This window comes from Agrobacterium deltaense RV3 (assembly GCF_900013505.1).
In the GTDB taxonomy this organism is placed as follows: Bacteria; Pseudomonadota; Alphaproteobacteria; order Rhizobiales; family Rhizobiaceae; genus Agrobacterium; species Agrobacterium leguminum.
On record NZ_LT009745.1, the window covers coordinates 1,745,299 to 1,767,181 of the forward strand.

24 protein-coding genes are annotated in these 21,883 nt (G+C 59.4%); 22 read left to right on the forward strand and 2 right to left on the reverse strand.

Annotation, left to right across the window (positions count from 1 at the left end; genetic code table 11):
• Positions 1-75: 75 nt before the first annotated feature.
• From AGR7B_RS08805 to AGR7B_RS08875, 15 genes are all read left to right on the forward strand, one after another.
• Entirely contained in the window at positions 76-543 is a 468-nt protein-coding gene (locus AGR7B_RS08805; protein WP_080856484.1) for a peroxiredoxin, read from the forward strand.
• 14 nt (positions 544-557) lie between these two features.
• On the forward strand, positions 558-1,382 hold the full coding sequence (locus tag AGR7B_RS08810) for a ferritin-like domain-containing protein (protein WP_065655196.1): 825 nt from the start codon (positions 558-560) through the stop codon (positions 1,380-1,382).
• Positions 1,383-1,474: 92 nt separating this feature from the next.
• A complete protein-coding gene (locus AGR7B_RS08815; RefSeq protein ID WP_080856485.1) occupies positions 1,475-2,773 on the forward strand; it encodes a M23 family metallopeptidase in 1,299 nt (432 codons plus the stop codon).
• Between the two features lie 219 nt (positions 2,774-2,992).
• Complete coding sequence (locus AGR7B_RS08820; RefSeq protein ID WP_003520451.1) at positions 2,993-4,489, forward strand: DEAD/DEAH box helicase; 1,497 nt, start codon at positions 2,993-2,995, stop codon at positions 4,487-4,489.
• A gap of 8 nt (positions 4,490-4,497) precedes the next feature.
• Positions 4,498-4,923 (forward strand): NUDIX domain-containing protein, encoded by a 426-nt coding sequence (locus AGR7B_RS08825; RefSeq protein ID WP_065655198.1) that lies wholly within the window; start codon positions 4,498-4,500, stop codon positions 4,921-4,923.
• A 1,443-nt stretch (positions 4,924-6,366) separates the two neighbouring features.
• The gene (locus AGR7B_RS08830) at positions 6,367-6,897 is read left to right on the forward strand and encodes a helix-turn-helix domain-containing protein (RefSeq protein ID WP_080856486.1); all 531 of its coding nucleotides are present in this window, start codon (positions 6,367-6,369) and stop codon (positions 6,895-6,897) included.
• A 137-nt stretch (positions 6,898-7,034) separates the two neighbouring features.
• Positions 7,035-8,114 (forward strand): ABC transporter substrate-binding protein, encoded by a 1,080-nt coding sequence (locus AGR7B_RS08835; RefSeq protein ID WP_080629445.1) that lies wholly within the window; start codon positions 7,035-7,037, stop codon positions 8,112-8,114.
• Positions 8,115-8,246: 132 nt separating this feature from the next.
• Positions 8,247-8,924: a ribulose-phosphate 3-epimerase gene (gene rpe / locus AGR7B_RS08840; RefSeq protein ID WP_003520447.1), complete on the forward strand. Its 678-nt coding sequence runs from the start codon at positions 8,247-8,249 to the stop codon at positions 8,922-8,924.
• A 44-nt stretch (positions 8,925-8,968) separates the two neighbouring features.
• The gene (locus AGR7B_RS08845; protein ID WP_080856487.1) at positions 8,969-9,481 is read left to right on the forward strand and encodes a hypothetical protein; all 513 of its coding nucleotides are present in this window, start codon (positions 8,969-8,971) and stop codon (positions 9,479-9,481) included.
• Between the two features lie 68 nt (positions 9,482-9,549).
• The gene (gene purB / locus AGR7B_RS08850; protein WP_080856488.1) at positions 9,550-10,857 is read left to right on the forward strand and encodes an adenylosuccinate lyase; all 1,308 of its coding nucleotides are present in this window, start codon (positions 9,550-9,552) and stop codon (positions 10,855-10,857) included.
• 81 nt (positions 10,858-10,938) lie between these two features.
• Positions 10,939-11,502 (forward strand): alpha/beta hydrolase, encoded by a 564-nt coding sequence (locus tag AGR7B_RS08855; protein ID WP_080856489.1) that lies wholly within the window; start codon positions 10,939-10,941, stop codon positions 11,500-11,502.
• A 203-nt stretch (positions 11,503-11,705) separates the two neighbouring features.
• Positions 11,706-12,470, forward strand: coding sequence for a phosphoribosylaminoimidazolesuccinocarboxamide synthase (purC, locus tag AGR7B_RS08860; RefSeq protein WP_003520440.1), 765 nt, complete (start codon positions 11,706-11,708; stop codon positions 12,468-12,470).
• Between the two features lie 56 nt (positions 12,471-12,526).
• Positions 12,527-12,769: a phosphoribosylformylglycinamidine synthase subunit PurS gene (gene purS, locus AGR7B_RS08865; protein WP_003507918.1), complete on the forward strand. Its 243-nt coding sequence runs from the start codon at positions 12,527-12,529 to the stop codon at positions 12,767-12,769.
• Positions 12,770-12,788: 19 nt separating this feature from the next.
• A complete protein-coding gene (gene purQ, locus AGR7B_RS08870) occupies positions 12,789-13,460 on the forward strand; it encodes a phosphoribosylformylglycinamidine synthase subunit PurQ (RefSeq protein ID WP_065655203.1) in 672 nt (223 codons plus the stop codon).
• A 79-nt stretch (positions 13,461-13,539) separates the two neighbouring features.
• A complete protein-coding gene (locus tag AGR7B_RS08875) occupies positions 13,540-13,944 on the forward strand; it encodes a hypothetical protein (RefSeq protein ID WP_065655218.1) in 405 nt (134 codons plus the stop codon).
• 134 nt (positions 13,945-14,078) lie between these two features.
• On the opposite strand, the gene AGR7B_RS08880 is transcribed toward AGR7B_RS08875, so the two are convergent.
• The gene (locus AGR7B_RS08880) at positions 14,079-14,384 is read right to left on the reverse strand and encodes a DUF1127 domain-containing protein (protein WP_080856490.1); all 306 of its coding nucleotides are present in this window, start codon (positions 14,382-14,384) and stop codon (positions 14,079-14,081) included.
• A gap of 93 nt (positions 14,385-14,477) precedes the next feature.
• On the opposite strand from AGR7B_RS08880, the gene AGR7B_RS08885 reads away from it, so the two are divergent.
• The 4 genes from AGR7B_RS08885 to AGR7B_RS08900 all read left to right on the forward strand — a co-directional run bounded on the left by AGR7B_RS08885 (position 14,478) and on the right by AGR7B_RS08900 (position 19,193).
• On the forward strand, positions 14,478-15,896 hold the full coding sequence (locus AGR7B_RS08885) for an aminotransferase-like domain-containing protein (protein ID WP_080856491.1): 1,419 nt from the start codon (positions 14,478-14,480) through the stop codon (positions 15,894-15,896).
• Positions 15,897-16,003: 107 nt separating this feature from the next.
• Positions 16,004-16,594 carry an acyloxyacyl hydrolase gene (locus AGR7B_RS08890; protein ID WP_080856492.1) on the forward strand — a complete coding sequence of 197 codons (591 nt, stop codon included), beginning with the start codon at positions 16,004-16,006 and terminating at the stop codon, positions 16,592-16,594.
• 114 nt (positions 16,595-16,708) lie between these two features.
• The gene (gene purL / locus AGR7B_RS08895; RefSeq protein WP_080856493.1) at positions 16,709-18,943 is read left to right on the forward strand and encodes a phosphoribosylformylglycinamidine synthase subunit PurL; all 2,235 of its coding nucleotides are present in this window, start codon (positions 16,709-16,711) and stop codon (positions 18,941-18,943) included.
• A 16-nt stretch (positions 18,944-18,959) separates the two neighbouring features.
• Entirely contained in the window at positions 18,960-19,193 is a 234-nt protein-coding gene (locus AGR7B_RS08900; RefSeq protein ID WP_003507909.1) for a BolA/IbaG family iron-sulfur metabolism protein, read from the forward strand.
• A 142-nt stretch (positions 19,194-19,335) separates the two neighbouring features.
• On the opposite strand, the gene AGR7B_RS08905 is transcribed toward AGR7B_RS08900, so the two are convergent.
• Positions 19,336-20,484: a hypothetical protein gene (locus tag AGR7B_RS08905; RefSeq protein ID WP_078052778.1), complete on the reverse strand. Its 1,149-nt coding sequence runs from the start codon at positions 20,482-20,484 to the stop codon at positions 19,336-19,338.
• Between the two features lie 211 nt (positions 20,485-20,695).
• Here AGR7B_RS08905 and AGR7B_RS08910 point away from each other — a divergent pair, with 211 nt between their 5' ends.
• The 3 genes from AGR7B_RS08910 (at position 20,696) to grxD (ending at position 21,845) form a co-directional block, all read left to right on the forward strand.
• On the forward strand, positions 20,696-20,944 hold the full coding sequence (locus AGR7B_RS08910) for a hypothetical protein (RefSeq protein WP_078052777.1): 249 nt from the start codon (positions 20,696-20,698) through the stop codon (positions 20,942-20,944).
• Complete coding sequence (locus AGR7B_RS08915) at positions 20,941-21,372, forward strand: hypothetical protein (RefSeq protein ID WP_078052776.1); 432 nt, start codon at positions 20,941-20,943, stop codon at positions 21,370-21,372. The genes AGR7B_RS08910 and AGR7B_RS08915 overlap by 4 nt, the downstream gene beginning before the upstream one ends.
• 137 nt (positions 21,373-21,509) lie before the next feature.
• Positions 21,510-21,845 carry a Grx4 family monothiol glutaredoxin gene (gene grxD / locus AGR7B_RS08920; RefSeq protein WP_003520429.1) on the forward strand — a complete coding sequence of 112 codons (336 nt, stop codon included), beginning with the start codon at positions 21,510-21,512 and terminating at the stop codon, positions 21,843-21,845.
• The last annotated feature ends 38 nt before the right edge of the window (positions 21,846-21,883 follow it).

Sequence of the window (21,883 nt, forward strand, 5' to 3'; positions counted from 1 at the left end):
TGGACGACGCGCGGTTTCGCTATATATCGAATGTGGCGACTTTTCCTCAACATCCCGGCGAAAGAAAGGTAGATTATGACAGACTTGACGATTGGCGGCCCGGCTCCCGATTTTACTTTGCCCCGCAACGGTGAAGGGACGGTGACATTGTCCAAACTGCAAGGCAAGGCCGTCATCCTCTATTTCTACCCGAAGGACGATACTTCCGGCTGCACCGCAGAAGCCATCGACTTCAGCGCGCTGGCCGGCGAATTCGAGGCAGCCAACGCCGTCGTCATCGGCATTTCGCCCGACAGCGTTAAAAGCCACGACAAGTTTGCGGCAAAACATTCGCTTTCCGTCATGCTCGCTTCCGACGAGGAGAGGAAGGTTCTGGAAGCCTATGGCGTCTGGAAGGAAAAAAGCATGTATGGCAAAAAATACATGGGTGTCGAACGCACGACCGTCCTCGTTGCCCCGGATGGAAAAATCGCGGAAATCTGGAACAAGGTGAAGGTCGCGGGCCATGCCCAGGCCGTTCTCGAGGCTGTGAAGAAGCTCTGAGGGACCAACCCGTCGTGACGCCCCCGTTCAAAATCATCTCGCTGCGAGGCGGCGCGACGGATGCCATCGTGAGCGCCGATCTCGACAGAAAGACCGCACTCGCGCAGGAAACGGCGACACGCTGGTTCGAGCGCCGCTTGTCGCTGCGCTCGCCTCTCGACCCGCCGCTGCCTGAGCGGCCGGGCAGGCCCGAGAAACCGGAACTCGTGCCGCCAACCGCCGTGGAACGCCGCTCCCTTCACAGCGTCAGGGGCCGCATCGCGCTGCTGCACGCCATAGCCCATATCGAACTCAACGCCGTCGATCTCGCGCTCGATATCGTCGCCCGTTATGCCAGCGAGCCTGTGCCGCATTCCTTTTTCGACGGCTGGATGCAGGTCGCCTTCGAGGAGGCGAAACATTTCCGGCTGGTGCGGGACAGGCTGAGAAGCCTCGGCGCCGACTATGGCGATCTGCCGGCCCATGACGGGCTCTGGCAGGCCGCGCATTCCACCCGCAACGATCTCACCGCACGGCTCGCCGTCGTCCCGCTCATCCTGGAAGCGCGCGGACTGGACGTCACCCCTTCCCTGCAGGCGAAGATGCGTGAGACGGGCGATCTCGAAAGCGCCGCCGTTCTCGATGTCATCTATAATGACGAAAAGGGCCATGTCGCCATCGGCGCGAAATGGTTCCGGTTCCTGTGCGCCCGTGAAAAGAAGGACCCGGCCGCAACCTTCAGGCAGCTGGTGCGCGCCAATTTCCGCGGACCTTTGAAACCGCCCTTCAACGACATCGCCCGCGCCGAGGCCGGCCTGACGCCTTCCTTTTACCGCTCGCTCACATCCGTCAGCCAATAGCCGACACCGCCAAAAAGCCTCTCCGGCAAAACTTCGTTAACCTTAACGAATTATGATTTCCCTTAAGAAATCGGCCAGTCCGGAGAGAGATTGTGACTGATACGGCGGAAAACCGGGTATTCGGCAAAAAGCGTGAGCCTCACGTGCTCATTCTCGCGCGCGGCGACAGGGTGCGGCACATGACCATCCGTCCGTGGATGGCGGCGCTTGCCGGCTGCACGATCGGCCTTTTCTCGCTCGGTTATCTCGGAGCCACAGGCTATCTCATTTTGCGTGACGACCTGATCGGCGCGACCATGGCCCGCCAGACCCGCATGCAGAACGACTATGAAGACCGCATTGCAGCGCTGAGAGCTCAGGTGGACCGTGTCACCTCCCGGCAATTGCTCGATCAACAGGTCGTTGAAAAGAAAGTGGAAAAGCTGCTGGAACAGCAGGCGGCGCTGACCTCGCGGCACGGCCGAATGAGCGAATTGCTGGAGCGCGCCGAAAATTCCGGCATCGCCGCCTCCCCGGCCGCGCCCTCTTCTCTTTCGAACGCCATGGCGCCGGAAAAACGCGCTGACCTCTCCGGCGGCCTTTCAGCCATCGAAAAGCTGATGACGCCACGCAAGCCGCAGGCGGAAAAGCCCGCCACACCGGACAGACGCGCCGCCTATGTACCCGAAGCCGGCGAAACGCCGTCCGACCGGGCCGACCGGGTGTTTTCCAAGGTGACACTGTCGCTGAAGGATATCGAACGCCAGCAGATATCGCGCATCGCCAGACTGACCAGCGACGCCGAGGACAAGGCGAATGCGATGCAGGACATCATCCGGCAGGCAGGCCTGAAAATCGAAGAGAACGGCAACGATGACATAGGCGGCCCCTATGCCGACCCCGAGCGCGGTGACACCGATCCTTTCAACCTGTCGCTCACCAATCTCGACAATGCGTTGAACCGGCTCGACATCGTCAAGGAAACCGCGACCACCCTGCCCTTCGGCAACCCGGCCCCTGGCCGGGCGATCACCAGCCGATTCGGCAACCGGATGGATCCGTTTCTCGGCCGCCCGGCCCTGCATACCGGCATCGATTTTCGTGCTGAAACCGGTGCTGACGTCAAATCCACCGGCGCGGGCAAGGTGACGGTCGCGGAAAATTCCGGCGGCTACGGCAATATGGTAGAAATCGATCACGGCCAGGGCGTCTCGACGCGATTCGGCCATCTCTCCGCGATTCTGGTGAAAGCCGGCGACAGGGTCGAGGCCGGCGACGTCATCGGCCGCGCCGGCAGCACCGGCCGCTCCACCGGTCCGCATGTGCATTACGAGGTGCGCCGCAACGATACGCCAGTCGATCCGATGCGGTTCCTGATCGCCGGAACGGAACTCAAAACCTATTTAAAATAGCAGCCCGATTTTAATGCTTTTTTTGCGCTTTTTACGATAAATCGCTGAAATCTGCACCAAAGGCCAAGATGCCCCGCCCGAACCCCGCTGTTTCGCGCGCTTTTCCCGTTGTTTCCTTGACTTTCCGGCAATTTGGGCATATCCCCGCGCCAAGTCTTTGCAAGTGCCGTCGCGGCACGCAGGTGTTCTTACCGAACCAGAACGGAAAAAGTTCTTCCTTTGACAACATTCTCTGATCTTGGCCTGAGCCAAAAAGTTCTTTCCGCTATTGCAGATGCCGGCTACACGACGCCGACACCCATTCAGGCTGGCGCCATTCCGCCGGCGCTGGAAAAGCGTGATATCTGCGGTATCGCACAGACCGGCACGGGCAAAACCGCGTCCTTCGTTCTGCCGATGCTCACCCTGCTCGAGAAGGGCCGCGCCCGCGCCAGAATGCCGCGCACGCTGATCCTTGAGCCGACCCGTGAGCTGGCAGCGCAGGTAGCGGAGAACTTCGAGAAATACGGCAAGAATCACAAGCTGAACGTCGCGCTCCTGATCGGCGGCGTTTCCTTCGAAGACCAGGACCGCAAGCTTGAGCGCGGCGCCGATGTGCTGATCTGCACCCCCGGCCGCCTTCTCGACCATTGCGAGCGCGGCAAGCTTTTGATGACCGGCGTGGAAATCCTCGTCATCGACGAAGCCGACCGTATGCTGGATATGGGCTTCATTCCCGATATCGAGCGCATCGCCAAGATGATCCCGTTTACCCGGCAGACGCTGTTCTTCTCGGCCACCATGCCGCCGGAAATCCAGAAACTGGCCGACCGGTTCCTGCAGAACCCCGTCCGTGTCGAGGTCGCCAAGCCCTCCTCCACGGCAAAGACCGTTGCCCAGCGCATCGTTGCCGCGCACAACAAGGACTATGAAAAGCGCGCCGTGCTGCGCGATCTCGTCCGCGCCGAAGAAGCCGAACTGAAGAACGCCATCATCTTCTGCAACCGCAAGAAGGATGTGGCCGACCTCTTCCGTTCGCTCGACCGTCACGGTTTTTCCGTCGGCGCGCTGCATGGCGACATGGACCAGCGTTCGCGCACCACGATGCTGCAGAACTTCAAGGACGGCAATCTGAAGCTGCTCGTCGCCTCCGACGTTGCCGCACGCGGCCTGGACATCCCCGATGTCAGCCACGTCTTCAACTTCGATATTCCCATTCATTCGGAAGACTATGTCCACCGCATCGGCCGTACCGGTCGTGCCGGCCGCTCGGGCAAGGCCTTCACCATCGTCACCAGGAGCGACACGAAGTATCTCGACGCGATCGAAAAGCTGATCGGCGAAAAGATCGAGTGGCAGAACGGTGACCTCTCCACCCTTCCCGCGCCCATGGAAAGCTTTGAAAGCAATTCCGGCCGCCGGGGCAAGGAACGGGGCGGCAGGGGCCGCGACCGCAACCGTCGCGACGCAGCGCCGGTCGAAAACATCAATCAGGGTGCACAATCCGCTGCGGACACGGACATCGCGGCTCATGGAGACGACAAGGTGAAAGCAGAACGCAAGCAGGAAAAGACCCCGCGCAATTCCGACCGCAACAGCCGCAATCCGCTGCACGCCAATGACGACAACCGCGACCGCCGCCGCCATTATCGCGACCATGACGATGGCCCGACACCGGTTGGCTTCGGCGACGACATCCCCGCTTTCATGCTGATCGTGGCCAACGCCAAGGCCTGACCGCGGGAATGGACAGCATGACGCCGACCTCCAGGCCAGGTCTCGATTTTCCGGGTGTCGGCGTCGGCCTCGCCATCATGCGTGACGGCCGCGTGCTTTTATGCCGGCGTCTGAAGGCGCCGGAAGCCGGATACTGGAGCATTCCGGGCGGCAAGGTCGATCACCTTGAAACTTCCCTCGCCGCGGCACGCCGCGAGGCCGAAGAAGAAACCGGGCTCAAGATCGGCAACGTCGAATTCCTCTGCCATAGCGAATTCATCGATCCGGAAGATCGCCACCACTGGGTTTCGCTGATCTTCGTCACCCACGATGCGCAGGGTGAGCCGGCACTGACCGAACCCGACAAGCTTTCCGCCATCGGCTGGTTCGATCCGGATAAGCTTCCCGAACCCATCTCCGCCTTTGCCAGGGACGCCCTGGCCGCTCTTAAATAAAGCCGCACAGACGGCCGACCGAACTCGCTCGCAGGCGATAATGTCCGTCAACCGGCATTATCAAGCAGTTATTTTGATGTGTACTTCGGAGCCAGCGTCGCTCCCTCCGCGCGATATCTTTTCCATAAATTCGAAAATGAAAGAACGTCTTTGCGCAGGAGTTTCCTAATTCAATTTTAAATTGCTTAAATTAGCTCCACGTAAAAAACCGCCCCAGTTTCCCGAAGCGGTTTATACGTAATGAAAAAAATAGAATATGAAACCCAATATAGTCTGGCAGTGCTTATATTCGGAACACTTTCCGAGGCCTATTACAGCCAATTTCAGTCGTCCCCTGAAACAGTTACATCTAAGCTAATCATTTACTTTCCGTCAAGCAAATCTTCTCGCAAATGCGAAAAAACCGCGAGGAAAAACTTGCCCACGCCATGAAGCTTTACATATTTTTAATATATATCAGCAAGTTAGGAAAATGGGAATAAAATGTGCATTTTTGTGGGCTGCACTCTAGAAGGCAGACTTAATAGCTCACGTTTCCCAAATTGCATCTCTACTCCACAAATATAATAGTTTTATAAAGCAATACCGTCGTTCATCCTCGCTGACGTCTTCCCGCCTTGGAAACGGGTAGATGATTAAGATTCCTTGGAAAATCAACGACAACGATCATCTTCAGCCTCCGACGGTAAAAACAACTTAAAATTGACGCATGTGGCGTTTTTTCCGACGCAGACTCGAGGCTGCACGGAGGCAACATCCCATTGCGATGTTAAATCCGTGAATTCATGCAGTTACAGCTTCGATATAATCAGTCGGATGCCAAGAATGATAAGCCCCCACATAAAAATGGAGACGATTAAAACCAATAATAAAAACCTGCACCTAAAATAAAGTATGATATTTTTTGCAATATTCTCCATTTTCTTTCCATGATGGTACGCCGTTGGCTGCCAAATACATTTGGCGTGGAAGAAATTCCGATCAGCGGTGTCTTTCTTCCCTTGGCTTTATCGCAGGGGAAATCACGACAATCGCCATCACGACAATCGCGAACAACAAAATAAATGGGCACAAAACGAACATAGCAAGGCCCTTAGCCGCCGAACTGAATACTTTGCGTAGCAACCCTGACCTTTCAACGCGCATCGTGACCGCCTTTTTTAGAGATCTATGTCTCCAGAAATTGTCATCACCGCTTCACAATCGAATCGTCTTGAAGACCGCGAACGATCATCAAGCATTCAACGGCGAGATATTTGATTCTATGCAATGGAACGAAGCGTGCTCTCTATCTTGCTGATGCCTTTAACACAGTGCTAAATAACCTATTAAAACAAGTGCGTCCTGGCAGACGCGCTCCCAATGGATGACATGCGAACACAGAGAGGATTAAATTACATTTGGATTTTTGTAAACTCCATTTGTGATTTAATTTAAAGGAATTTGGCCAGGAAAGAAGTCGAGCCCAAGACAGCCCTAGGAAAACGCCTTCGAGCTGTGAGGGCGGCGTTCGATATCGATGACCGGGATGTCTTCGCCAACCGACTGGCAATCAGCAAAAGCGGGCTGGCGCATTATGAGCGGGGCGAACGCGTGCCCGATGCCGAACTGCTTTCCGCGTACCACAGGGAATTTGGCGTGAACATATCATGGCTGGTGACGGGACATGGAGATATGTTCGAAGGTGGGCAATCGGCGAGCGCAGACTATAGCTCACATCAGCTTTTAGTGGATCTGATCAATCCGCTCGGAAGATTGATAAACAAAGTTTACCGCGACCATGAGGTGAGGATAACCGACGATCAGCGCTTCGCGGAGTTGACCAGATGGCATAATAATTTGACCCGCCGCGCCGGCTCATCCTTCGATTGGAACGATCTTATGTCCCAATTGCCGTGGGTGGAGCAAAGCCTTGGAGAGGAGTTGCTCTCCAGGCGTACAAGCCCGAAAACCAGCAAAAGATCGGCAAGCTAATCCTCACAAACAATGCAGACACACGGGGCAATATGATGGTTTTGCGGGAATGTCCGTGAAGCGCGCGTATTTTTCCTTTGGAAAACCGGTTGTTGCCGATAAACATCAAACCGGGACAACAGGATTTCTATCACGTCATGCTTTCACTTCGCCTGCTAACGATCATCGCCGGTTTTGCCCTTGCGGGCTCAGCAAGCGCGGCATCGATTGGCATTGTTGCGCCCCAGAGCGGTCCTTACGAACTTCTGGGGCAGCAGGTACGGCAGGGTGCGAAGGCGGCGGCGGCAAAGCTCGGGCTGGATGTCGTCGAAATCCATGAAAGCTGCGAAGATGGCAGCGGCGGCGCCATTGCCGATGGCCTCGTGGCCGCCAAGGTCAGCGCCGCAATCGGTTTCTTGTGCACCGAAACGCTTCAGGATGTTCTGCCACCGCTGAAAGCGGCCGCCATTCCCGCCATCACGCTATCCAGCCGCGCGCCGATCCTGATGGAAGACGCCCTGAAATACGGTTGGCCGCTCTTTCGCCTCGCCCCGTCAGACAGGGCCGAATCGGACAGGATCGCGGAGATCATCCTGCGCGACTGGAAGGGACATTCCATCGGACTTGTGGATGACGGCACGATCTACAGCCGCGAGCTGGTCGACCGCATCCGCTCGTCGCTCGAGGAAAACGGTCTGAAGCCCACCCTTGCCGATACGATGCGTCCCAACCAGGAACAGCAGGTGGCGCTGGTGCGCCGGCTGGCGCGCACCGGCATTTCCCATGTCTTCGTCGGCGCGGAACGCAACGACGTCGCCATCATTGCCAGAGACGCCGGGTCGGAGAACATTCCCCTCACCGTCATGGGCGGCGATGCCATGAATGCGGCCAATAATCCGGTCCCCTTGGCCGCGAATGTGCTGGCGGTCACCCGCCCGGCCTATGATACCCTGCCATCGGCCCAGGCGGTTGCCGGCGAACTGCGCGGCGCCGGCATCGAGCCGGAAGGTTATGTCCTGCCGGCCTATGCGGCAGCGGAACTCACCGCCGCCCTTGCGGAAGCCACACAGGCGCAGTCGAAACCCGCGCCGGAGATACTGGCGGGCGGCACCCTTTTCAAAACCGTTCTCGGCGATCTCGGTTTCAACCCGTCGCATGATCTTTCGGACAATCCCTATCGCCTGCAGCGATGGAACGGCCAGCGCTTCGAACCGGCGGACAAGGCTGAAAGACAATAGGCGAAACCCGCGCCGCCGAAAATTCGAGGAAACGCAGCTGAAAACCGCCGGCAACCGCGCGACCGGCCGTTTCAAACCCCGATACTTGGTGTTAAAGGCAGCTTACGCAACGCGTCGAGAGGAGTTTGCCCCATGTCCCTGCCCATCCGCATAGCCCCGTCCATTCTGGCTGCCGATTTCGCCAAGCTCGGACAGGAAGTCGCCGATGTCACGGAAGCGGGCGCGGACTGGATTCATCTCGATGTGATGGATGGCCATTTCGTCCCCAATATCTCCTTCGGGCCGGATGTCATCAAGGCGCTGCGGCCGCACAGCATGGCGTTCTTCGACTGCCATCTGATGATCGCGCCCGTCGATCCCTATCTCGAAGCCTTCGCCAAGGCGGGCTGCGACAGCATCACCGTGCATGCCGAAGCCGGGCCTCACCTGCACCGCTCGCTGCAGACGATCCGCGGGCTCGGCAGAAAGGCCGGCGTGACGCTCAACCCCGCAACACCGCTTTCAGTTATCGAAAACGTTCTTGATGACGTCGATCTCGTCCTGATCATGAGCGTCAACCCCGGTTTCGGCGGGCAGAAGTTCATTCCGGCCATGCTGGACAAGATCCGCGCGGCAAAGGCCATGATCGGCGACCGGCCGATCGAACTCGAAGTGGATGGCGGCGTGACGGCGGAAACCGCAGGCGCGATCGTTGCCGCCGGTGCAAATGCGCTGGTGGCCGGCTCGGCCATCTTCAAGGGCGACGGCGTTGCCGACTACCGCAAGACGGTCGCGCAACTGCGCCACGCAGCGGAAGCCGCGCGGACATAACCGCCGCCGCCGAAGGGCGCACGGCAAGGCGTTGGGGGATCGGCATGGAAAGCGACAGGCGGAGTTTCCGGGACACGGCCTCGGCAGCGCTGTTTCCGCTGCTCGGCGCGCTTGTCTGGGCCGTCTGTTCCAGCGCCGCCGCCGCTATCGGCCTCTATGTCAGGAACCGGCTGGAAACCGACCATGCCGCCGACATCATCATGCTTTTCTTCGCGGGCGGCCTCTTCGGCTGGCTGCTGGCCATGGCGGCGCTGCACCTTCTCCCTGCTTCCGCCGCCCTGCCGCTGCGTTTTGCGGCGGCCTGTCTTGCCATCGCTTTTTTCACGCTGGCAGTTGCGGCGGCGTTTTTCGCTTTCGAGTACCGTATTTTTTATGCGCAATGGCACGCGCCGGCCTTCTCCCGCATCTGGTTTTTCCAGCAGCTCTTCACATCGCTCGGCGCGATTTACCAGTTCTGCATTCTCGGCCCTGGCTTATATTTTCCCTTTGCCATCGTTCCGCTCCTGCCTGCGGGCGCAATCCTCTGCCGACGTGCGCAACGGAGGCATGTAGCTTGATAGATTGAGATTACCGGAACACTTTGCTAAACGGGCAGCAAATTTCCTCCACAAAGAAAGTCATTGCCATGATCCCTCGTTATTCCCGGCCGGAAATGGTCGCCATCTGGTCGCCGGAAACAAAGTTCCGCATCTGGTTCGAGATCGAGGCATATGCCTGTGACGCACTTGCCGAACTCGGCGTTATCCCGAAGTCCGCTGCCCAGACCATCTGGGAAAAGGGCGGCAGCGCCACCTTCGACGTCGCCCGCATCGATGAGATCGAAGCCGTCACCAAGCATGACGTCATCGCCTTCCTCACCCATCTTGCCGAATTTGTCGGCCCCGACAGCCGTTTCGTGCATCAGGGCATGACCTCGTCGGACGTGCTCGACACCACGCTCAACATCCAGCTCGTACGCGCCGCCGATCTGCTGCTCGCCGATATGGACCGGGTGCTGGCGGCGCTGAAGACCCGCGCCTTCGAACACAAGAACACGGTGCGCATCGGCCGCAGCCACGGCATTCATGCCGAGCCGACCACCATGGGCCTCACCTTCGCCCGCTTCTATGCCGAGATGCACCGCAACCGTGAGCGCCTCGTTAATGCCCGTGCGGAAATCGCCACGGGTGCGATCTCCGGCGCCGTCGGCACCTTCGCCAATATCGACCCGCGCGTCGAAGAACATGTCTGTGCCAAGCTCGGTCTCATCCGCGAGCCGGTCTCCACGCAGGTCATCCCGCGTGACCGCCACGCCATGTTCTTCGCAACCCTCGGCGTCATCGCCTCGTCGATTGAAAACGTCGCCATCGAAATCCGCCACATGCAGCGCACCGAGGTTCTGGAAGCGGAAGAGTTCTTCTCTCCCGGCCAGAAGGGCTCGTCCGCCATGCCGCACAAGCGCAACCCGGTTCTGACCGAAAACCTGACCGGCCTTGCCCGTCTGGTACGCATGTCGGTCGTCCCGGCCATGGAAAACGTGGCTCTGTGGCACGAGCGCGATATCAGCCACTCCTCCGTCGAACGCGCCATCGGCCCCGACACCACTGTCACGCTCGATTTCGCGCTGAACCGTCTGGCCGGTGTCATCGAGAAGCTGGTGATCTATCCGGACAACATGCTGAAGAACATGAACAAGTTCCGTGGCCTCGTGCATTCGCAGCGCGTTCTCCTGGCGCTGACGCAGGCCGGCGTATCGCGCGAAGACGCTTACCGTCTGGTACAGCGCAACGCCATGAAGGTCTGGGAACAGGGCGCCGATTTCCTTGAGGAGCTGCTGGGTGACGAGGAAGTGCGCGCCGCACTTCCCGAAGAGGTGATCCGCGAAAAGTTCGACCTCGGCTACCACACCAAGCATGTCGACACGATCTTCACCCGCGTCTTCGGCAACGCCTGAGACTTGAGCTGAGTTTGAGACCTTGAAGTTAATGCCGCCGCGACCTTGATCGCGGCGGCATCGCAACACAGATATGGGCGCATGAAAGTTTCAGAAGCAGATATCCTGATCGTCCCCGGTTATACCAATTCCGGCCCCGACCACTGGCAGAGCCGCTGGGAGCGCAAGCTTTCCACCGCCCGCCGCGTCGAGCAGGCCGAATGGTCCAAACCCGTGAAGGAAGACTGGGTCGCCCGGCTGGTGGAAGAGGTCAATGCCTCCACCAGACCCATCGTCCTCGTCGCCCATTCGCTTGGTGTGCCGACCGTCATCCATGCCCTACCGGAAATCGGCAGGAAAGTGTCCGGCGCGCTGCTCGTCGCGCCGCCCGATGTCGCCAATCCCGATATCCGGCCGAAGCACCTGATGACGTTCGGGCCTTACCCGCGCGATCCGCTGCCTTTCCCGGCGATCACCATCGCCAGCCGCAACGATCCTTTCGGCTCTTATGAACATGCCGATGACATTGCCGCCGCCTGGGGCTCGCTTTTGATCGACGCCGGCATGTCCGGCCATATCAACACCGAGTCCGGCCATGGTCCGTGGCCGGAAGGCGGTATGGTCTTCGCGCAGTTTTTGAGCCGGCTGAAGGCTGTCGAGCCCTGACGGCGCCGGCCCTGCGGACCGCCTCCTCTTCGATCGGCCCCGGAAGCCTAATTTCATGGCCCAGCCGTTTCCCCGGCCTGTCACAAGAATTGAAGGGAAATATGCGAGCCGCATTGTAGAATGCACTCTTTTCCTTTATGGGACCGCTTCAAAGACCAAACGCAACGCCACCAGAATCGGCGTCAACCAAGAGACCTGCAATTATGAACCGTCGCCGCCGTATTTACGAAGGCAAGGCCAAGATCCTCTACGAGGGTCCGGAGCCAGGCACGCTTATCCAGTTCTTCAAGGACGATGCGACCGCCTTCAACAAGAAGAAGCATGAAGTCATTGACGGCAAGGGCGTGCTGAACAACCGTATCTGCGAATACGTCTTCACGCATCTGAACAAGATCGGCATTCCCACGCACTTCATCCGCCGCCTCAACATGCGCGAGCAGTTGATCAAGGAAGTGGAGATGATCCCGCTCGAAGTCGTCGTGCGCAATGTCGCTGCCGGCTCGCTGTCGAAGCGCCTCGGCATCGAGGAAGGTGTGGTTCTGCCGCGCTCCATCATCGAATTCTATTACAAGTCCGACGAGCTCGAAGACCCGATGGTCTCCGAAGAGCACATCACGGCTTTCGGCTGGGCCAACCCCGCCGAGCTCGACGACATCATGGCGCTCGCCATCCGCGTCAACGACTTCCTGTCCGGCTTATTCCTCGGCGTCGGCATCCAGCTCGTCGATTTCAAGATCGAATGCGGCCGCCTTTTCGAAGGCGACATGATGCGCATCATCCTCGCCGACGAGATTTCGCCCGATAGCTGCCGCCTGTGGGACATCGAAACCCAGAAAAAGATGGACAAGGACCTGTTCCGCCGCGACATGGGCGGGCTTCTCGAAGCCTATTCCGAAGTCGCGCGCCGTCTCGGCATCATCAATGAAAACGAACCGATCCGCGGCACCGGCCCTGTCCTCGTGAAGTAATATCGGCCTCGTGAAATAATATCGACACCGCAAGGGTAAAATCAGGAGAAGATCAGGTGATCAAGGCACGGGTGACTGTTACGCTGAAGAACGGCGTTCTCGATCCGCAGGGCAAGGCAATCGAAGGCGCGCTCGGCAGCCTCGGTTTCGGTGGCGTTGGCCATGTCCGTCAGGGCAAGGTCTTCGACCTGGAGCTGGAAGGCGCCGACAAGGCCAAGGCCGAGACCGACCTGAAGGCAATGTGCGAAAAGCTGCTGGCCAACACGGTCATCGAAAACTACGCCATCGCCATCCTCTAAAGCCGCAGGAGCCGCTCCGATGAAATCCGCTGTCGTCCAACTTCCCGGCCTCAACCGCGACCGCGACATGATCGCGGCGCTGACGAAAATCTCCGGAAGCGCGCCCGTCACCATTTGGCAGACGGAAACGGATATTCCCGACGTCGACCTGATCGTCATCCCGGGCGGCTTCTCCTATGGTGACTATCTGCGTTGCGGCGCCATCGCCGCCCGCATGCCGGTCATGCAGGCCATTCGTGAAAAGGCCGAAAAGGGCGTCAAGGTTCTCGGCGTCTGCAACGGCTTCCAGATTTTGGTCGAGGCGGGCATGCTGCCGGGCGCGCTGATGCGCAACGCCTCGCTGAAATTCGTCTGCCGCGAAGTGAAGCTCGAAGTCGCCAATAACGACACGGACTTCACCCGCGCTTACGACAAGGGCCAGATCCTGCGCTGCCCCGTCGCCCATCACGACGGCAACTACTTCCTTGATGCGGATGAGCTGAAGTCGGTTGAAGGCAACGGCCAGGTGGTGTTCCGTTATGCCGAGGGCACCAATCCCAACGGCTCGCTGAACGACATTGCAGGCGTCATCAACACCAAGGGCAACGTTCTCGGCATGATGCCACACCCGGAAAACCTGATCGAAGCCGCCCATGGCGGCAATGACGGCCGCGGCCTCTTCGCTTCGGCGCTTGGCGTCATCGCAGCCTGATAGACCAAGGCGGGTTTCAAGCCCGCCTTTTTTGATGCCGGCTTCCGGCTATGTTTCGGCTCTTCTTCTGGATGACCTGATGCCCCGCATTCTTCGATACGATGCCTATAAAGCAACCGGACTGATCCTCGCTGCCGCCGCACTCGCTGCCTGCCAGCCGAAACCGCAGCCTTCCTCCTCCGTCTCCCGCGCGGCCCTGCCGACCATGGAACGGATCGCGCTTGGCGCGAATGCCTGCTGGTTCAAATCGGGCGACGCGGCGTTCAAGGCCTATCGCCTGGCGCCGGAACTCAACTCCTTCTCCGGCCGTCCGCGCATCCTGCTCGTGCCGCGCAACAGCCCGGAATCGCGCCCCATGCTGGTGGTTCAGGCAGAAGGCAACCCGGCAAAGCTCGATGCTTTCGGCCCCGTGATGAACGAAGCCCTTTCCGGCCGCATCGCAACCGACGTCAAGCGCTGGGCGAACGGCGGCAAAGGCTGCTGATCCACAGGCACCGGCACCCCGTGAGAACGCGGTCGGCATAAAAAAACCCGCCAGCGCCGGTTGGGATTGGCGTGGCGGGTTGCCGAATGGCTGCTTGGCGCCGGGGAAAGAAGGCGCCGCTCTCCGACAAAAAATCAAAGGGGCCGCGGCGGCCAGGAGAAGAGCCGGGATTTTGCCGCCTCCCTCAAGGCTTCATCCCGCGTAACGCCGATATCGTCTAGCAGATCGTCCGAAAGCTCCCGCAGGGCGAAGCGCCCCTGACGTTTCCGCTGCCATGAGGATATGCCCGCAATCAGGCGACCAATAAGCGTGCGGGCGATCCTGGCCGGAAAGGGCGCCGGTGCGACCATGTCGCCGGCATCGCGGAACACGCGTTCCCGTTCGTAGCCATCAGGATAGAGTGTATCCGCTGTCGAAAGGTATTGATCCATCTTGCGCATATTGCACCTATTGTCTCCGTGCGTTTAGCCTCATTCAATGCAGACAATAAATACAATTGACTTGAGGATAGATACAATGCATAAATTGTCACCATGACAAATTGGCTTCCCGACATTACCGAGGGCGACGGCCCGATTTACCTGCGCCTCGCCGACAGTATCGAAGGCGCGATTTCCGACGGCACCCTGCAGGCCGGCTCGAAACTGCCGCCGCAGCGCAATCTTGCTTACGATCTCGGTGTGACAATCGGCACAATCAGCCGGGCCTATGCGCTGATCCATGAGCGCGGCCTCGTCAGCGGTGAGGTCGGGCGCGGCACCTATGTCAATGAGCGCAAGACCCCTGCCCCGTCATTGCCCATGGAGCCGGCAACGGCCGCCTTCGGCAGCACGCGCCATGCCGTCGATACCAGCGCCGAATTCCGGTTGAACACCACTGCTGCGCCGGATGTCGGCCAGAGCGTGCTGATCGCCAGGCACATCGAGGCCGTGACCAGAGAGCATCCCCGGGACATTACCAATTATGCCCGCTCTTTTCCCGACAACTGGTGCATGGCGGGCGTTCGCTGGCTTTCCCAGAACGGCTGGTCGCCGAAGCCGGAAAACATCGTTTCGACGCTTGGCGCCCATGCGGCGGTGATGAGCGTGATGTCGGCGATGACCGCGCCGGGCGACCGCATCGTCTTCGAACCCGTCACCTATTCCCACATCAGCCGCAGCGCCACACTTGCCGGACGGCGGGTGACGCTTGTGGAGGCGGATGAGAACGGCATTGTCCCGGATGATTTCGAACGCGTCTGCGCCCAGCAGCACCCCAAGATGATCTTCCTGATGTCGGCCGGCCAGAACCCGACCTGCGCCACCCTGCCGGAAGAGCGCCGCCGCGCGATTGCCGATATCGCCCGTCGTTACGGCGTGTGGATCGTCGAGGACAATCTTTATGGCGCGATGACGCGCGATGCGATCCCGCTGATCGCAGAATTTGCGCCCGACATTACCTTCGTCGTCGGCGGCCTGTCGAAATCCGTCGCCGCCGGCGTGCGCGGCGGCTGGGTCGCCTGCCCCGCGCAATATTCCTCGCGCATCCGTATTTCCCACTCGATGATGACGGGCGGCCTGCCCTTCATGCTGGCCGAACTGAATGCGCGCCTCGTCAATAGTGGCGACGCCGACGACATTCGCAAGGATTGTATCGCCGAGATCAATGAGCGGGAGGCGATTGCCCGGCGGGCCTTCGCCGGACTGGATTTCAATTCGCTGCCCGATATCGCCTTCCTGTGGCTGAGACTGCCCGAACCCTGGCTTTCCGGCACGTTCCGAAACGCGGCGATGAAAGAAGGCGTGCTGATAGATGACGAGGATGAGTTCAAGGCCGGCCGCACCGACAAGGTTTTCCATCGGGTGCGCGTCAGCCTTTCCGGTCCATCGAACCAGCAAGAGTTGACCCATGCCCTCGGCATCCTGCGCCACCTTCTCGACAACGGCTCCGCCGGTTACGAAAGCGTTGCCTAGAGGGCAGAGAGTCTTTCCTGCAACACCCGGCTTAATTCAGTAACTTATCATTTACCACGCCGACAAACCTGCCATCCTTTCCGCAATTCGAGGTGGGGAATGATTCGATGGCAGCATTCGGTTCCACATGTATGAGGGCGTGTTTCGCGCTGGCGATCCTTCTCGCGGCATGTGTCTTCATCGGCATCATGCCCGCCACTGCTGCGGAAGGCACCGTCTTCGACGAATTGCGCTTCGGCGCAACCACCTCGATTTCCAATCGCGACAATGGCGGTGAGGATGGCATCTTCCCGGCCTTCACCGCCTATTTTGATCCCTTCGCCAGTGCATCTGCGGTAACGCTCGGCCAAAAGCTCTCCCGCCCGCGGCTGCATATCGGCGGCGAGATCGGCACTGAGGGCTCGGCGAATACCATTTACGGCGGCGTCAACTGGACCTTCGATCTCAACCCGAAGATCTTTATCGATTTCGGTTTTGGCGGCCTCTGGCACGATGGCAAGCTGAGAAACAGCGCCGGCGAAACCAGTGCGGAATTCGGCTGCCGGGTGCTTTTCCACGAATATGCGGCGATCGGCTATCGTTTCGATAATAACTGGAATATTTCGACCCAGATCGAGCATGCATCACACGCCAATCTGTGCGACGGCCCGAATGACGGGCTCACGCGCGTAGGCCTTATGGTCGGCTACAGGTTCTGAAGAAGCCAAGAAAGCAGCGTTTTGCGGGTAAAACCGCGCATTTTCCTGTCGCACCATCGAGCCTCTTGCGCTAAAGAACCGGAAACTTTCCTCGGCTCGAACCGCGTGAGACCTATGTCGATTCCAAACTCCATCAAGATCACCCCGGAACTCGTTGCATCCCACGGGCTGAAGCCCGACGAATATCAGCGTATCCTCGACCTGATCGGACGGGAGCCGAGCTTTACCGAGCTTGGCATCTTCTCGGCCATGTGGAACGAGCACTGCTCCTACAAGTCCTCCAAGAAGTGGCTGAAGACGCTGCCGACCAAGGGTCCGCGCGTCATTCAGGGCCCCGGCGAGAACGCCGGCGTGGTCGATATCGACGATGGCGACTGCGTCGTCTTCAAGATGGAGAGCCACAACCACCCGTCCTATATCGAGCCCTATCAGGGCGCGGCAACGGGCGTTGGCGGCATTCTGCGTGACGTCTTCACCATGGGCGCTCGCCCCATCGCAGCCATGAACGCCCTGCGTTTCGGCGCGCCTGACCATCCGAAGACCCGCCACCTCGTGGCCGGCGTCGTCGCCGGTGTCGGCGGTTACGGCAATTCCTTCGGCGTGCCGACGGTTGGCGGCGAAGTGGAATTCGACCCGCGTTATAACGGCAACATCCTTGTTAACGCCTTTGCCGCCGGCCTTGCCAAGTCCAACGCGATCTTCCTTTCGGAAGCCAAGGGCGTTGGCCTGCCGGTCGTTTATCTCGGTGCAAAGACCGGCCGCGACGGCGTCGGCGGCGCGACCATGGCGTCCGCCGAATTCGACGAATCCATTGAGGAAAAGCGCCCGACCGTTCAGGTCGGCGACCCCTTCACCGAAAAGTGCCTGTTGGAAGCCTGCCTTGAGCTGATGAAGACCGGCGCGGTCATCGCCATCCAGGACATGGGCGCCGCCGGCCTCACCTGCTCGGCCGTGGAAATGGGCGCCAAGGGCGATCTCGGCATCGAGCTTGACTTGAACGCCGTACCGGTGCGCGAAGAGCGCATGACGGCTTATGAAATGATGCTGTCGGAAAGCCAGGAGCGCATGCTCATGGTTCTCGAGCCTTCCAAGGAAGAAGTCGCCAAGGCGATCTTCGTCAAGTGGGGTCTGGACTTCGCCATCGTCGGCAAGACCACCGACGACCTGCGCTTCCGCGTGCTGCACAATGGCGAGGAAGTCGCCAACCTGCCGATCAAGGAACTGGGCGATCAGGCCCCGGAATATGACCGCCCGTGGACGCCTGCCAAGGTGCCTGCGCCGCTGGTGGAAAACGACGTCCCCGCCGCCGATATCGCGGATGCGCTCGTATCGCTGGTCGGTTCGGCCAACAATTCCTCGCGCCGCTGGGTTTACGAGCAGTATGACACGCTGATCCAGGGCAATTCGCTGCAGCTTCCCGGCGGCGATGCCGGCGTGGTTCGTGTCGAAGGCCATGACAAGAAGGCGCTCGCCTTCTCCTCCGACGTCACACCGCGTTATGTCGAGGCCGATCCCTTCGAAGGCGGCAAGCAGGCCGTGGCCGAATGCTGGCGCAACATCACCGCCACCGGCGCTCTGCCGCTTGCGGCCACCGACAACCTCAATTTCGGCAATCCGGAAAAGCCCGAGATCATGAGCCAGCTGGTCCATGCCATCAAGGGCATCGGCGAAGCCTGCCGTGTGCTGGAGTTCCCGATCGTTTCCGGCAACGTCTCGCTCTATAACGAGACCAACGGTCAGGCGATCCTGCCCACGCCCACCATCGGCGGCGTCGGCCTGCTGAAGGACTGGGGCCGCATGGCGCGCATCCGTTTCGCCGCAGCTGACGAAGTGGTGCTGCTCGTCGGCGCACCTGTTGGCCTCGGCACACACATCGCCCAGTCGGTTTACATGCGCGACATCCATGGCCGCACCGATGGCCCGGCGCCGCATGTCGATCTGGCCGCTGAAAAGAACAACGGCGATTTCGTCCGCAGCCTGATTACCGACGGTCTTGCCACCGCCGTTCACGATTGCTCCTCGGGCGGTCTGGCGCTTGCAGTCGCCGAAATGGCGATTTCGTCGGGCATCGGCGCGACCATCGACGCGGTCGAAGGCCACAACCCGGTCCTCACCTTCTATGGCGAAGATCAGGGCCGTTACGTTCTGACGGTCAAAAAGGCCGATCTCGACGAGGTGCAGACTGCGGCGAAGGCGGCGGGCGTTTCCTGCCCGGTCATCGGCGTTACCGGCGGTTCCACCGTAAAGCTGGGCACGGCGCGGGCTGTCGAGATTAAAGAATTGCACTTGGCCTATGAATCGTGGTTCCCTCAATTCATGGACGGCGAAACTTTGCTCGCCGCAGAATGAATTAAGGAGAAGCACCATGCCCATGAAACCCGGCGACATTGAAGACATGATTAAGGCGGGAATTCCCGGGGCAAAGGTCACGATCCGCGATCTGGCCGGTGATGGCGATCATTACGCGGCGGAAGTCGTTGCGGAAGCATTCAAGGGCAAGACCCGCGTGCAGCAGCACCAAATGGTCTATGACGCGCTGAAGGGCAATATGGGCGGCGTTCTGCATGCTCTTGCCCTGCAGACCTCGGCTCCCGAATGATAACGCCCGTGAAAGCGGTTCCGGCAACGGACCGTCTCTGTCCCGCCTGCGGCAGAGCGTGAAACCTGCGGAATAAATCAAGGCCCGCGTGATACTCTCACGCGGGCCTTTTTTAATGTCCGGCCGAATGGGTCGTCGCCGCTTACAAAACGGGCGGCGTCTGCGAATCCAGAGCGGCGAAAGAGGCGGCAGGCAAAGGCCCCGCCGTCAGCAGGGTAAAATCGTAACCGGATCTGCGGTCCGGCCCCAGAACATATTGCCGGTGCATGCGCAGGAAGTTGCGCTTGTTCTTCTTATAACGGTCCGGCGAGAGCGAATGCTTGAAACGGATCGGCACGATCTTCGGCTGCGGCGCATCCCTGTGACCGGTCAGGCCAACGGTATTGCATCGGTAGAGATGAATAGGATCGGTCAGGCACTGGATATCGAACCATGTCACCTCTGGGTGACGAGCAATCGTGCCGACGCTTTGGCGAAGCCGGTCGGCGCTCGACAGGAACGCACATTGCAGCGCCGCCCCGCCCAAGGTCGCAAAGGACAGTTTCCGGCCATCCAGCGCATTCGGCTTCAGCTCCAGCACGCGGCCGATCACGGCAAGCGCAAGGCTGGCACCCATGCTGTGGGAAACCACCAGAACCTCGTCCGAGGGCTGCTCCAGCGCCGTCAGAACAAGTGCCGCCCTCTCCTCGATCCAGTCGCGGGCAATCGGCTCATCGCGGCCGACCGCGAGCGCGAACCGCCAGTCCGCATAAAGATGCAGGGTGTGAAACCGCTCCGCAAACGGCAGGAAAGCCTTCACGAAAAACAGGGCGGCGACGGGAAAGCTGATCGCCAAGAGCCAGAGAGGTAAAGCGAAAAGCCACGGCGACAGGGCAATAGCCGCCGCAAGGGCGCCGCCGACAAGCATCAGCAGGAACGGAAAGATGAAGAACAGCCCAAAACGCCAGGCGTGGCGGAAGTAACGCGCCGCGCCGCCCTCGGCTATAATGCCGGCTCCGGCCTTGAAACCGAGCCAGATCTGCCGCCAGACGGGTGCATCCCGCAATTGCGATATCACCGCATTATGGTCGTAAACGAAAATGTCGGAGCGGGTCCGCCATTCGCCCGCCGAGGCCTCAACCGTGAATGTTTCGCCCCCGGGCGCATTCTCCAGCGGTCCCACGGCATAATCGACATTCCATGTCTTGCCGGAGAGCGCCGCCGCCCGCTGGTAACGCAGATGATGGGCGGCCGCATCGAGCGGATCGAAACCGGGGAAATAAAGAACAAGTCGTGACTTGACGGCTGGCATGCATGAACCTTCGGCCGGAGCATTTCCAGTAAAAGCGCAATCGCTTTTACCCCAGGACAATGCGTAAAAACAAAGAGATAGCGCGCTTTTGCGTTTCGGAAGAAAGCAAATGCGCGCTAGAGACACCCGAAAGGATCGCTTGATACAGCGGGCGATGCACGTATAGTAAAAATCGCGACGGAAATGTGATTTATTTATCGGTGAGGGAAATTTGTCTGGCATCGTCGATCAAGTACTCAACGGCGTCGTCAAGGGCGCGCTGTCTGAAATCCTCACCAAGACCGGCATCCGCAAGACGCGCCGCGCGCGTCGGACGAAAAGCACCGGCTCGCTTGCCGGCGGCATCGTCGGCTCGGTTCTGGAAGCCGCGATCAACGCCGCCATCAAACCCAAGCCGGCCAAGAAGCAGGTGAGCAAAAGGCGCACCGCCGCCGCCCGCAGCAGACAACGATATCGATGATGTATCGCCTCCCCCTGCTTCCCGCCGTTTTACTACTGGCGATTTCGGGGCCGTTACAAGGTGCCGCAGAGGTTAAGAGCAGCAAAGAGATCAAGATCGGCTTCGTCGTGGAGCTTGATGGTGCTGATCGGATATCCGGCACAGCCTTCTGCAGAACTGGCAACACCTGCCGCCTGGTGGACCAGAAAAGTCCAAAATTAATTCTCGATATTGAAGTGAACAGTTTCTATAGCGAAATGGAGATTGACTGTGAGGACGATTGCTCGCTGCCGGGCGGCATGCGCGCCATAACGTTCGACAACGCTCGCGAATTCCATATTTCGGAAGGCGAAACAGGTGTATTGATACAATCAGTCTTCAGACGGTGGGAGCGGATAGGAAAAATCGTTCTCGACTTTTCTTACCCGAAGAGAACGACACGCTGGTAGCCCGAGCTTCGAGCTGCAATCAGCGATGCCACACCCGCAGTTTTTTACGCTTTCCGGGTGGAAATCGCGCCGCGACATGTTATTTAGAGGCTAACAGAAAGCAGCGGCCTTGAACCGCATGTGAAAGGAATAAGCCTATGAGCGGCATTCACGACATGATCGACAGCGAAGTGAAGAGCAACGACATCGTTCTTTTCATGAAGGGCACTCCGCAATTTCCGCAGTGCGGTTTTTCCGGCCAGGTGGTACAGATCCTCGATTATCTCGGCGTCGACTACAAGGGCATCAACGTGCTTGCCGATGCAGATATCCGTCAGGGCATCAAGGACTACTCCAACTGGCCGACCATCCCGCAGCTCTACGTCAAGGGCGAATTCGTCGGCGGCTGTGACATCGTAAGAGAGATGTTCCAGTCCGGCGAACTTCAAAACCACTTCCAAGAACAGGGTATCAGCGTCCGCGGCGCGGCCTGATTTCGGCCGGTTCATCCGGCCCACCCTGATTGTCAGAA